The 12,360-nt window shown below is 45.2% G+C and carries 10 protein-coding genes; 7 read left to right on the top strand and 3 right to left on the bottom strand.

The features are described from left to right. Positions 1-181 precede the first annotated feature (181 nt). Positions 182-379 carry a hypothetical protein gene (locus QUB16_RS24865; RefSeq protein ID WP_333308105.1) on the bottom strand — a complete coding sequence of 66 codons (198 nt, stop codon included), beginning with the start codon at positions 377-379 and terminating at the stop codon, positions 182-184. A gap of 64 nt (positions 380-443) precedes the next feature. Here QUB16_RS24865 and QUB16_RS24860 point away from each other — a divergent pair, with 64 nt between their 5' ends. The 6 genes from QUB16_RS24860 to iscB all read left to right on the top strand — a co-directional run bounded on the left by QUB16_RS24860 (position 444) and on the right by iscB (position 7,320). Then, positions 444-1,136 (top strand): aldehyde oxygenase (deformylating), encoded by a 693-nt coding sequence (locus tag QUB16_RS24860; RefSeq protein ID WP_333320256.1) that lies wholly within the window; start codon positions 444-446, stop codon positions 1,134-1,136. A gap of 156 nt (positions 1,137-1,292) precedes the next feature. Beyond that, complete coding sequence (locus tag QUB16_RS24855) at positions 1,293-2,318, top strand: long-chain acyl-[acyl-carrier-protein] reductase (protein ID WP_333320255.1); 1,026 nt, start codon at positions 1,293-1,295, stop codon at positions 2,316-2,318. 557 nt (positions 2,319-2,875) lie between these two features. After that, on the top strand, positions 2,876-3,856 hold the full coding sequence (gene accA, locus QUB16_RS24850) for an acetyl-CoA carboxylase carboxyl transferase subunit alpha (RefSeq protein WP_333320253.1): 981 nt from the start codon (positions 2,876-2,878) through the stop codon (positions 3,854-3,856). Between the two features lie 242 nt (positions 3,857-4,098). Beyond that, positions 4,099-4,824: an SDR family oxidoreductase gene (locus QUB16_RS24845; RefSeq protein WP_333320251.1), complete on the top strand. Its 726-nt coding sequence runs from the start codon at positions 4,099-4,101 to the stop codon at positions 4,822-4,824. A 123-nt stretch (positions 4,825-4,947) separates the two neighbouring features. Then, positions 4,948-5,682 (top strand): GTP cyclohydrolase I FolE, encoded by a 735-nt coding sequence (gene folE / locus QUB16_RS24840; RefSeq protein WP_333280439.1) that lies wholly within the window; start codon positions 4,948-4,950, stop codon positions 5,680-5,682. A 363-nt stretch (positions 5,683-6,045) separates the two neighbouring features. Beyond that, a complete protein-coding gene (iscB, locus tag QUB16_RS24835) occupies positions 6,046-7,320 on the top strand; it encodes an RNA-guided endonuclease IscB (protein ID WP_333320249.1) in 1,275 nt (424 codons plus the stop codon). A 209-nt stretch (positions 7,321-7,529) separates the two neighbouring features. Here iscB and QUB16_RS24830 read toward each other — a convergent pair whose 3' ends face one another. Together QUB16_RS24830 and QUB16_RS24825 are read right to left on the bottom strand one after the other, a co-directional pair. After that, positions 7,530-9,212 carry an iron uptake porin gene (locus QUB16_RS24830; RefSeq protein WP_333320247.1) on the bottom strand — a complete coding sequence of 561 codons (1,683 nt, stop codon included), beginning with the start codon at positions 9,210-9,212 and terminating at the stop codon, positions 7,530-7,532. A 392-nt stretch (positions 9,213-9,604) separates the two neighbouring features. Continuing rightward, positions 9,605-11,170, bottom strand: coding sequence for an ABC transporter permease subunit (locus QUB16_RS24825; protein WP_333320245.1), 1,566 nt, complete (start codon positions 11,168-11,170; stop codon positions 9,605-9,607). Positions 11,171-11,483: 313 nt separating this feature from the next. On the opposite strand from QUB16_RS24825, the gene QUB16_RS24820 reads away from it, so the two are divergent. Further along, positions 11,484-12,239, top strand: coding sequence for an amino acid ABC transporter ATP-binding protein (locus QUB16_RS24820; protein ID WP_333320243.1), 756 nt, complete (start codon positions 11,484-11,486; stop codon positions 12,237-12,239). Positions 12,240-12,360: the final 121 nt, after the last annotated feature.

Here is a 12,360-nt window from a genome sequence, read left to right as displayed (position 1 = left end):
TCGCCTCCCAGAGGATTCCCATACAACATAATATGTGGTAGAGGGAAAGAAGGAGTACCCAGCGAGGAAGTTGTGGTTAGGATATAATGTTAGAGATAGAGTTGGTACTGTAAAACCTTTAAAGGTGGAGACATAGACCCTATTTCTATCATCTATTTCCGGGCAAAAGATCGACTAACGACTAATTCCAGTAATTAGTAAATAGATAGCATTCTAGCGATAGTCTTTCTGGAGTGTTCGACGGCAAAAGTCCGGCCAACACGCTGAGGACGCCAGTTTTTCCCGGATAGTCAAAGAAAAGTTCTTTGTCGAAAGAATCCTCAGCTATAATCTGTGATTTAGATGGGGTGCGTTCAAAATAGGTAAAGTGTACTGTCACTGACCCCCCATTTTAAAGGGGTTTCCAAACATCCCGCAAGCTTATATAAGGAGACTACATATCTATGCCCCAGCTTGAGGCCAGCCCAACAATTGACTTTCAAACCGAAACTTACAAAGATGCTTACAGCCGCATCAACGCCATTGTTATTGAAGGCGAACAAGAAGCTCACGATAATTACCTGACACTGGCCGAACTGTTGGCTGACAAAAAAGCAGAGTTAATTGGCTTGTCCAAGATGGAGAACCGCCACATGAAAGGCTTCCAAGCTTGTGGCCGGAATCTTAAAGTCACGCCCGACATGGCATTTGCCAAAGAGTTCTTTTCGGAATTGCACAAAAACTTCCAAACGGCAGCGGCCGAAGGTCAGATTGTAACTTGCTTGTTGATTCAATCGCTAATTATCGAGTGTTTTGCGATCGCAGCTTACAACATCTACATCCCCGTCGCCGATGACTTTGCTCGCAAAATCACCGAAGGCGTCGTCAAAGAAGAATACAGCCACCTCAACTTTGGGGAAGTCTGGCTGCAAGCTCACTTTGAGGAATCCAAAGCGGAACTAGAAGCCGCCAACCGCCAAAACCTGCCCATCATCTGGAAGCTGCTAAACGCTGTCGCAGACGATGCCCGCGTCTTGGGAATGGAAAAAGACGCTTTAATCGAAGACTTTATGATTGCCTACGGCGAAGCTCTAGGCAACATAGGCTTTAACAACCGCGATATCATGCGGATGTCAGCACAAGGCCTCGCAGCCTAGTTAATTCGGAAATAAAGAATGGGAAAAAAATTAAAAATTAAAAATTAAAAATGGGATAACTCATTTTAAAATATAAATTTTTAATCTTCCCATCTTCCATCTTCCATCTTCCATCTTCCATCTTCCACCTTCCATCTTCCTTCATTTGACAACTTAATGTTTGGTCTAATCGGTCACTTAACCAGCTTAGAACACGCCCAATCAGTAGCTAACGAGCTGGGCTATCCAGAATATGCCGATCAAGGTCTCGATTTTTGGTGCAGCGCACCGCCTCAAATAGTTGATCAGATCACGGTAACAAGCATCACTGGACAAAAAATAGAAGGGCGCTATGTGGAGTCCTGTTTTCTGCCAGAAATGCTAGCCAGTCGCCGGATTAAAGCAGCCACTCGCAAAATCCTTAATGCGATGGCACACGCTCAAAAAAACGGGATTAACATCACTGCTTTAGGCGGCTTTTCTTCAATCATTTTTGAGACTTTCAACTTGCAGCAAATTAAGCAAATTCGCAATCTCAAGTTGGAATTCGAGCGCTTCACCACTGGTAACACTCACACGGCTTACATCCTGTGCCGCCAAGTAGAAGAAGCAGCCCCTAAATTGGGGATTGAACTTTCAAAAGCCACTGTAGCCGTTTGCGGTGCTACTGGCGATATTGGCAGTGCTGTGTGTCGCTGGCTCAATGTTAAAACAAATGTAGCAGAATTGTTGCTCATTGCCCGCGACAAAGAACGATTACAAGATTTGCAATCGGAATTGGGCCGAGGCAAAATTATGGACTTGGAAGAAGCCCTCCCCCAAGCCGATATTGTAGTCTGGGTAGCCAGTATGCCCAAGGGAGTAGAAATTGACCCTAAGACATTGAAGCAACCATGTTTATTGATTGACGGTGGCTATCCGAAAAATCTGGCAACTCAGGTTCAGCATCCCGAAATTTACGTACTCAATGGCGGGATTGTGGAGCATTCCCTCGATATTGAGTGGAAAATTATGAAGATTGTCAATATGGATGTACCGGGCCGACAGTTGTTTGCCTGTTTTGCCGAATCAATGCTGCTGGAATTTGAAAAATTGTATACCAATTTTTCTTGGGGACGGAACCAAATTACTGTGGAGAAGATGGAGCAAATCGGTCTGATTTCTGTAAAACACGGTTTCCGACCTTTATTAATGTCAGTTTGATGTTGACAGTTGACAGTTGACAGTTGACAGTTGACAGTTGACTGTTGATTGTTGGCTGTTGGCTGGGGAGCATCTCAGTTTTGCATTTACAGTGCGAGCGTCCCCGCTCGCGTATTGTACAATACGCGAGCGGGGACGCTCGCACTACAATAAAAAAAATGCTTTTTACCAAACTGAGATGCTCCCGTTGGCTGTTGGCTGTTGACTGTTGGGGGAATTCAGACGGAAGGGATGCGGATTAACCTATTATATTTAAAATTGAAAGGAAGCTCCAGCTCCTGGTTTTCCAGCGCGGTAGGAAGCAAAGCATAATTCATAATTCAAAACTTCCAAATTTCTCCTATTTTACAGCATAAGCTGTGGAGCATTGAAACCACTAACGAAGCTTGTAGGGTGCGTCAGGAGTGAACACTTACGCGCTTATGCGGGAAACACTTCTCTACTGACGCACCATACTATCGTCTTTTAAATGCCGAACAGCATACCCTGACAGGGTAGGATCTCGAAAGAGTCGATCGACAAAACCTGACAAAACCTTCCTTATAGAAATTATCCGCGTGCCAAACCCAGACCGTAAACCCTTACTCTTAGATTTTGAAAAGCCCCTGGCCGAACTCGAAACCCGAATTCACCAGATTCGCGAACTCGCCGAAGAAAACAGCGTCGATGTCACCGACGAAATTCGCAAACTCGAAGCGCGTTCCGCCCAACTGCGACAAGAAATCTTCAGCAGCTTGTCCCCCATGCAGCGGCTGCAACTTGCCCGTCACCCGCGCCGCCCCAGCACCCTCGATTACATTCAGGCAATTAGCGACGAGTGGATCGAGCTTCACGGCGATCGGCGCGGCGGAGACGACCCGGCCCTCGTCGGCGGAATTGCCCGCATAGACGGGCGTCCCACAGTCATCATCGGCCATCAAAAAGGACGCGACACAAAAGACAATATCGCCCGCAACTTCGGCATGGCTGCTCCCGGCGGCTACCGCAAAGCCCTGCGGTTGATGGAACACGCCGATCGCTTCGGAATGCCAATTTTCACCTTTATCGACACCCCCGGAGCTTGGGCGGGCTTAGAAGCAGAACAGCTCGGACAGGGAGAGGCGATCGCCTGCAACCTCCGAGAAATGTTTCGCCTCGACGTTCCCATTATTTGCACCGTCATCGGTGAAGGCGGTTCCGGCGGCGCATTGGGTATCGGTGTCGGCGAGCGGCTGTTGATGCTGGAACATTCCGTCTACACCGTCGCCACCCCCGAAGCTTGCGCGGCCATTCTCTGGAAAGACTCTGGCAAAGCTAACTTGGCCGCAGAAGCCCTGAAAATCACTTCCTGGGATTTGAAAAACCTCGGCATTCTCGATCAAATAGTGCCAGAGCCGATCGGCGGCGCTCACTCGAATCCCCTCAAAGCTGCATCCATACTCAAACAAGCTTTGTTAGACAACTTAGCAGAACTAACACAGCTTACCGGTCAGCAGCGACGCGAGCTGCGGTATCAAAAGTTTCGCCACATCGGTGTATTCACTGAAATTTCGGCTTGAGCCGATCGATTCAGAGTTATCAGTTATGAGTTAAAAATTCTTAACTTTAAACTCATAATTCACAGCTCATTATTCTGCGGATCTGTCAGCAGTGTTATAATTTCTCAGGTGACACCGGCTTAACAGTTCTTAATGTTCATCTCATAATTAACTGTTATCACCCGCAGCAGACAGTTGTCTAATTTGCCTCAGAAGGCTGCAACGCTGTAGGGAGTTGCCGACCGAAAGTATTAGGACACTGAATGAACCATCCAACAACAAAGCAGGCTCTGATTACCGGAGCCAGCAGCGGTATTGGCAAAGCGACGGCTCTAGCGTTCGCCGCCGAGGGCATAAATCTGGCCTTAGTTAGCCGAAAGTCAGAAAACTTAGAAGCAGTTGCCGCAGCAGCCCGAGAAGTCGGAGTGAAAGCAGAAGCTTATCCCTTAGACTTGGCAAAAATTGAGCAAGTGCAAAGCAGCATCAGCGCGATCGCAGCTCAATTCGGTTCCGTAGATATCCTGGTCAACAGCGCTGGCATGGGCTACACCGGCTCCTTGACGGAAACCTCCCTAGCCGACTGGCAGAACGTTCTAGACCTGAATCTGACTAGCGTTTGGCAGTGCATTCTAGGAGTTTTGCCCTCCATGCGCGATCGCGGATCGGGAATCATCATCAACGTTTCCTCGATCGCTGGCAGCCAAACCTTCCCCAACTGGGGAGCCTACTGCGTCAGCAAATTCGGTCTCATGGCTTTGTCTAAAACCTTAGCCGCCGAAGAACGGGCTCGCGGAATTCGCGTAACAGCAATCTGTCCGGGTTCTGTCAACACTCCCATGTGGGACACAGACACCGTGGACGCCGACTTCGATCGCACCGCCATGTTAACCCCAGAAATCGTCGCCCAATCAATTCTGCACGCAGTTCAGTTGCCAGCAAGTGCAGTAATTGAAGAAATCACGCTCATGTCCAACGCAGGAGTTTTGTGAACTTGAGATTTTAGACTGCTGAATTTTTCTCAATTCAACAATCTTTGAATCTCTAGCTATATCGCCCAATCCAAAATCGAAAATCTAAAATCTAAAATCGATTCACCCTCACACCAACTTGTTATGACTATTGCATCTTCCACCGATTCCAATGGCTCGAACTCACTCTCGACTGACAGCATGAAACTGTTACAAACCGCAGAGAACAACACCCCGCGCATCCCCACTCGCCCCGATCGCAATTCCTCGAACGGTCAAGAATCCAGCGTGCCCATAGCTTCAGAAGTAGGCCAAGAAGAAATGATGGAGGCCGTTCGGACAATGCTGCTGGGAGTAGGAGAAGACCCCGAACGCGAAGGATTGCTCAAAACTCCGAAAAGGGTAGCTGAAGCAATGCGGTTTCTCACCAGCGGTTACAGTCAATCCCTCGAAGAACTCCTCAACGGCGCTATCTTTGACGAAGGTCACAACGAAATGGTACTGGTGCGAGACATCAGCGTATTCAGTATGTGCGAACACCATATGCTGCCGTTTATGGGCCGAGTTCACATTGCTTACATTCCCAACCAAAAAGTAGTGGGATTGAGCAAATTAGCCAGAATTTCCGAGATGTACAGCCGCCGGTTGCAGGTGCAAGAACGTTTGACGCGCCAAATTGCCGAAGCAGTTCAGACAATATTGGAACCGAAGGGAGTAGCTGTAGTCATGGAAGCCAGCCATATGTGCATGACGATGCGGGGTGTACAAAAACCCGGTGCTTGGACGGTTACGAGTGCAATGTTGGGCGTGTTTCAAGAGGAACAGAAAACTCGCGAAGAATTCCTGAATTTGATCCGCCACCAACCGGCATTCTTTTAGTCCGTTGATAGTCGATCGATTGACAGTGGATAGTTAACAACAGTTAGGAGTGCGAGCGTCTTCGCTCGCGCATCCGAGTTATATTGTGTCCGGTCGATGGACAGTAAGGAACCCCACGCTTAAAAGCGGGGGCTTTTGGGAAGTCCGGCTCGTTCCGAGCAGTGCAAGAAGAAAGCCCGAACCTTACCAGAGACAGGATTAGACCTACGTTTTTAGAGTCATGATACCGGAAAATGCGACGCTAGTTTTCCGCTCTATCGCCAAAAGTTAAACAGGATTAACGGGGTTAAACCAGTGCTTTTGGCATAACAAGCTCCTGAAACATTCTCAAAGCGAACTTTACCCAGCAATGGAGGACATTAAATGTCTAATTTCGTTTTTCTACTTGATATCCACAAACGGCCGCTCAATCCAGTCCGCCCAGGATTGGCACGTAAATTGCTAAACAATGGCAAAGCTGCCGTCTTTAAAAGGTATCCATTCACACTCATTTTCAAAGTAGAGGTAATAGCACCCCAAAAACCAATCACTCTTAAATTAGACCCTGGCTCCAAAACTACTGGAATCGCATTAGTGCAAGGAGATAAAGTAATCTTTGGTGCAGAACTAACCCACCGAGGTCAAACTATCAAAGCCAGTCTTGAATCTCGCCGTTCATTGCGTAGAGGCAGAAGAAATCGCCATACCCGCTATCGTCCCGCTAGATTTCTAAACAGAAATCGCCAGAAAGGATGGCTGGCTCCAAGTTTGCAACATCGTGTCGAAACAACCTTGACTTGGGTAACTAGATTAATGAAACTCGCTCCTATTGCTTCTATAGCTCAAGAGCTTGTTCGATTTGATTTACAACAATTAGAAAACCCAGAAATCTCTGGAATTGAATACCAGCAAGGCATTTTACATGGCTACGAGATCCGCGAGTATTTGCTCAACAAATGGGACAGGAAGTGCGCTTACTGTGGTGTAATTAATACACCGTTACAGGTTGAACACATTCATCCCAAAGCCAAAGGCGGTTCCGACCGCATTTCCAATCTTTGCCTTGCTTGCGACGCTTGCAACAAAAAGAAAGGCACTCAAGATATTGAGCAATTCTTATCTAAAAAACCAGAGATTTTGAAACGGATTCTATCTCAAGCTAAACGTCCATTAAAAGACGCAGCAGCAGTCAATTCAACTCGCTGGGCGTTGTTTAATCGACTCCGTACAACTGGCTTGCCTGTTTCTACTGGCAGTGGCGGCTTGACTAAATTCAACCGTACTCGACTAAATTTAGCTAAAACTCACTGGTTAGATGCTGCTTGCGTAGGTAAGGTCGAAGAATTAAAGGTGCTGACTTCTCAACCGCTGCTAATAAAAGCAGCAGGACACGGTACTCGACAAATGTGTGGCACGGATCGGTTTGGCTTCCCAATTCGACATAGATCAAAAAAGCAGATCCATTTGGGTTTTCAAACTGGCGACATCGTTGGCGCGACAGTCACCGCAGGCAAGAAAGTCGGTTCCTATGTGGGACGAGTTCTTTGCCGTGCATCCGGTTCGTTTGACATCACTACAATAAAGGGAAGAGTAGCAGGAATTAGTCATAAATATTGCAAACATATTCACAAAAAAGATGGCTATTCCTATGGATTTTGATTCAAGGCGACTGAAGTCGCAGCCGCTTTCCTCCCCATGTCGGTAGCCCGGGGCTTCTCGCTCGTTTTCTGGTGATAAGTCAGGTTCGTAGTAAGGACTGAGCGTCCTTCTTTTTGAGGACTGAGCGTCCTCACTACCAACCATTTTTATGAATTGCAATCGCTCGGACTTGATATTACCTCAAGTCCGAGCGATTAACCGTTGTGTAATTAAAACAAAAAACTGGTTCTAATTACAAAAATCACTGTATCTGGATTTCGCTTGTCGTGGTTGGGAGCTGTCAGCCAAATTACACCAGGAGTAATTGAGATATTATCATTGATTTGATACCTGTAGAATCCCTCGAGGTGAAAGCCGACATCGCGATCTTTTCTCTGTCCTGGAGACACTCCAATAGCTTCAGCGAGAGCGCTATTGCTCGTGCCAGCCAATCGAGGTTGCATGCCCAATACAATCCCTCCTTGATTGCCTTCTTTAATCAAGTCGGGAAAATTGAGATTCACAGCATAATTCCAAACATCAGCATCTCCTTTAACATCACCTAAAGCGCGAGCTTTCTGATAACCCAACCACCCACCCACTTCAAAGCGACGGCTCAATCTGTAATTAGCTTGGATTGCATAACTATTAGCAACAACTGGATTATTAAAAGCACCTTCTCCATTGACTTGAATTATCTTGGCCGCATTACTTCCAGCTAGAGTGTCGGTTCCAAATTTAGGAGAATATGAGTTGATGTAGAGGACACCAACTTTGAGGCGATCGCTAGTATAAAGTAATTGGGCAAAGGCTGTATAACCTCCATTAAATAATCCCGAACCCCGACGGGGACTAGAGACGCTACCTGCTTCGCCAAAGTAACCCCCATCTATTCGGAAATTGTTACTTAGATTGAAATTAAAGCCAATACCTCCCTCTCCAGCAGTAGGAACATACATCGGATTAACTTGACCGAAGTTAGAGATACCAGCAGTAGCTGGATCTATAAAAGGTGTAACCGTATCGGTAAGGAATGAGGCATCGACTGCCAGAGCGTTCAGATAAATTCGCAGGCGATCGCCAACAGGAAATTGATATTCTAACTGGCGAAGCGTTACAGTATTTGGGTCGCCACTAGCTGTTACGAAGCGAGTTTCATCCGATACTCCAGCCGAAGCAGCAGCTACACTGCCTCCAAATGTTGCTCCTGTATCGAATAGTTTGATATTGTGCGACTGAAGTTGAACTATCAGATTGTCTTTTCCTGTAAAACTGGTGTTTAAAGTTAGTCGCAGCCGATAATTGAAAGAGGGGTTATTGACATCGCTGGCATTCTCGCCAAATGCGTCGCCCAAGAAGGTAATTAGTTGACCGCTAAGTTTGGTTGTGGTGGAAAATTGGTTAGCTTCTAATTCGGAAGTGCGGGCTTCCAAAGCGTCAACGCGACCTCGCAAGGTTGCCAATTCGACAGCAAATTCTTCCTGCAATTTCTGGATAGCAGCTAATTCTTCTTTCTTGACTAGATTTGCTGTTCCTGATGAGATTAGCTCGTTCATTCTATTCAAACAAGCATTGAGACCCGCTGCAAATTCGTAGCGAGTCATCGCTCGATTGCCTCGATAGGAACCGTCGGGATAACCTTGCAAACAGCCGTAACGTTCTACGAGCGATCGTACTGCTTCAAATGCCCAATCAGTTGGTTGTACGTCCGATAGTTGAGAAACAGATGTTATCTGTCCTAAAGGTTCTATTTCTTCTGTTAATTCTTGGATTTCCTGGATAAAATTTACAGTCTCCTGAGATGTGGGCTGCGCTACTTGGGATTCTGTAGCGAGGGCTGCATTATTCGTCAATAAAACATTGCTCAAACAAGCTAAACCAAACAGTATGTTTTTGTAGCAAATCTCAGTCATACTTCCTCTTTTTTTAAGTTGTACCGCTTTAATTGTCCTATAAATTATAGGATTTTTGATTGAAGTTGGGAAGACTTTGGCAATAATTTGTAACAGCCTAATATACTGTTTTTCAGTAACATGAGGTACATCGGTAATGGGTAATTGTAAGGATTTTTGAGTCGCGGATTGGGGCAAGTATGTTTTGAGTTTTGATTATTGACAGTTATTAATTCAAAACTCACTCTGGCGGACACTCTTGGCACATGAACGACCTCTTACTAGGCGTGATGCTACGCTCGTTATTCGAGTAAGAGGTCGAACCCTAAGAATTCAAAACTTTTCTCAACTGTCAACTGTCAACTGTCAACTGTCAACTGTCAACTGTCAACTGTCAACTGTCAACTTTCTTTCTAATTAGCTTTTGACTTCATGCGGATCGGGTCCATATAGATTTCTAACCATTTAAAGACCATGGAAGAAAGCGCAGTCAAAACCAAATAAAATAAAGCAACTATGATGTAAACTTCAAAGGCTTTGTAAGTTGTTGCCACAATTAGTTGCCCTTGACGGAATAATTCACTAAAGCCGATTACAGCCGTCAAACTGGTGTCTTTAATTAAAGTAATAAATTCATTTCCTAATGACGGTAAGATTCGCCGAAAAGCTTGGGGAAAAATGACATCTTGCATGGTTTGCAGTGAACTCATGCCTAAAGATTGACAAGCTTCCCATTGTCCCTTATCAATTGACTGAATTCCGCCGCGAATAATTTCTGCTAAATAGGCAGCTACATTTAAACTCAAAGCAATAATAGCTGCTGGAAAACGATCCAAACTCCATTGCAGTCCAATTCCTTGAAATAAAGCAGGTAAGCCAAAGTAGATGATAAACAATTGCACCAACATAGGAGTACCCCGGAAGAACTCCACATAAATGCGACTAATCCACGCCAGAATCTTATATTCAGAAATCATAGCAATGGCAATTAACGTGCCGCCAATTAAACCAAAAAAGACGGAAAAAGCTGTCAATGTGACGGTTATAACTGCTCCCAAAGGCAAATTCCGCAACAATAGAATAAAGACAGATTGTTCTGCGGCTGGTTCGGAGGGACTTGCGGCAGGAGCTTGAATAGAAGAGGCTGGAGGAGCTATGCCTACCATCGAGGGAGCAATTAAAGGTAGATCGGGAGGTGCTGCTGCAAACCATTTTTGATAAATGCTTTGATAAGCACCAGTTTTTAACAGTTGAAACAGTCCGTAATTAATAGCTGCAACTTGAGTAGATGCTTGGGGTAAAGCAATCCCATAGTATTCTGATGTTAAAAGTTCGCCGACGATTTTAACCCCTTTAAGTCCCGCCTCTTTAATAGCGTAAAGAGTCACAGGGCCGTCATTAACCACTGCGTCAACTTTCCCATTAACTAACTCTTGTAAAGCCAACACAGTCCCATCAAATTCAGTAATTTCTGCGCCGATTACTTTTTTGGCTTCACTCGCCCCAGTAGTGCCAATTTGAACGGCAATTCTTTTGTTTTTTAAGTCATCAAAACCTTTAATTGTGTTGTTGTCTTCCCGAACCGCGATCGCTAAACCTGCTTTAAAATAAGGATTAGAGAAAGCTAAAGTTTTTGCCCTTTCAGCAGTAATTGTGATCCCGCTAATAGCAGCGTCAATAGTTCCTGCTTGCAGAGCGGGAATAATTCCATCAAAAGGCAAGCCTTCAAATTCGACTTTTACCCCTATTTGTTCCCCAATAGCTTTCATAATATCGATATCAAAACCTTGAAAACCACTGCCATCTGTTGCTTGAAATTCAAAGGGAGGAAAAGTAGGCTCTGTAGCTACTCTCAAGGGTTTTCCCTGCGGTTGTTGGGAAGCAGCGGGGAACAGGTAGATTCCCAGAATCAGTAACAGACTGACTAAAGCCATTCCCAAATGTCGCAACCAACCCAATCGCCGAAATAATAGATTCATTTTTTTGCTTAATTTATTTCTGACTCGGCATTCTAATCTTAAAATGACCGACATTAATAATAAAAAATATTAATTTTTATTAAAAAACAAAAACCGTAACAAAATCTACAATATGCAGTGAAAATTTAAGATATCCTAGTAGCGAGTCTGGGAAAGCTATCCCCTTGATGTGGCGATCGAAAGTAGAGTGCGCCGTCGCGACAATCCCGGCTATTTACCGAAAACGCGCCCAAAACGCTTAGTTTCTAACTATGGAGATGTAGGCGAATTAGTATTAATATAGCAAGATGACACATTTGGTGAAGGTGAAACTATGCAAAATTCTACTCCTGTTGTAGTCTGTGACAATCTGCAGAAAAGCTTCGGCACTTTACAAGTCTTAAAAGGCGTTACCGGCAACCTCTATCCAGGGGACGTGGTGTCTGTAATCGGCCCTTCTGGATGCGGAAAAAGCACCTTTTTACGCTGTTTAAATCGCCTGGAAGCCATTAACGGCGGTAACTTGAGCGTAGCAGGGGTAGATTTATCTCGTCCTGATGTGGGTGCTAAGGAACTCCGAAAATTGAGAGTCAGGGTGGGAATGGTTTTTCAACACTTTAACTTATTTCCGCACCTGAGCGTTTTACAAAACTTAATGTTAGCCCCCCGTAAAGTTCTCAATTTACCTGCATCTGAGTGCAAACAAAGGGCGATAATGTATCTAGAAAAAGTCGGTTTGGGGCAAAAAGCAGACAATTATCCCGAACAACTTTCCGGGGGACAAAAACAAAGGGTAGCCATTGCCAGAGGATTGTGCATGAAACCGGAAGTATTGCTATTTGATGAACCTACTAGCGCCCTCGATCCCGAATTAGTGGGAGAAGTTCTCAATGTTATGCAGCAATTAGCCCGCGAAGGAATGACAATGGTTGTCGTTACCCACGAAATGCAATTTGCGCGGGAAGTATCTAATAAAGTTCTCTTTTTCAATCAAGGTATCATTGAAGAAATGGGAGAGCCTGATAAAGTTTTTGCCAACCCTAAAAGCGATCGCCTCAAAGCATTTTTAAGTAGAATGAGCCGGAATTAGATGCCAGAAATAGTAAGCTGTTGCGGCATTTAAATTGTATGTCCAAAAAAATTAAAGTCTTGTGGGGAGTAGGGGTTGGGCGTCCCGCCCGCCCTGAATATACAATTTAAATGCGCGACAG

Source organism: Microcoleus sp. D3_18a_C4 (assembly GCF_036702415.1).
GTDB lineage: Bacteria > Cyanobacteriota > Cyanobacteriia > Cyanobacteriales > Microcoleaceae > Microcoleus.
This window is presented reverse-complemented; position numbering and strand designations above follow the sequence as displayed.

What these genes read in the sequence shown, in the direction of transcription:
- QUB16_RS24860 (WP_333320256.1), top strand. Translation starts at nt 444, where the DNA reads ATGCCCCAGCTTGAGGCCAGCCCAACAATTGACTTTCAAACCGAAACT.
- QUB16_RS24855 (WP_333320255.1), top strand. Translation starts at nt 1,293, where the DNA reads ATGTTTGGTCTAATCGGTCACTTAACCAGCTTAGAACACGCCCAATCA.
- QUB16_RS24845 (WP_333320251.1), top strand. Translation starts at nt 4,099, where the DNA reads ATGAACCATCCAACAACAAAGCAGGCTCTGATTACCGGAGCCAGCAGC.
- folE (WP_333280439.1), top strand. Translation starts at nt 4,948, where the DNA reads ATGACTATTGCATCTTCCACCGATTCCAATGGCTCGAACTCACTCTCG.
- iscB (WP_333320249.1), top strand. Translation starts at nt 6,046, where the DNA reads ATGTCTAATTTCGTTTTTCTACTTGATATCCACAAACGGCCGCTCAAT.
- QUB16_RS24830 (WP_333320247.1), bottom strand. Translation starts at nt 9,212, where the DNA reads ATGACTGAGATTTGCTACAAAAACATACTGTTTGGTTTAGCTTGTTTG.
- QUB16_RS24825 (WP_333320245.1), bottom strand. Translation starts at nt 11,170, where the DNA reads ATGAATCTATTATTTCGGCGATTGGGTTGGTTGCGACATTTGGGAATG.
- QUB16_RS24820 (WP_333320243.1), top strand. Translation starts at nt 11,484, where the DNA reads ATGCAAAATTCTACTCCTGTTGTAGTCTGTGACAATCTGCAGAAAAGC.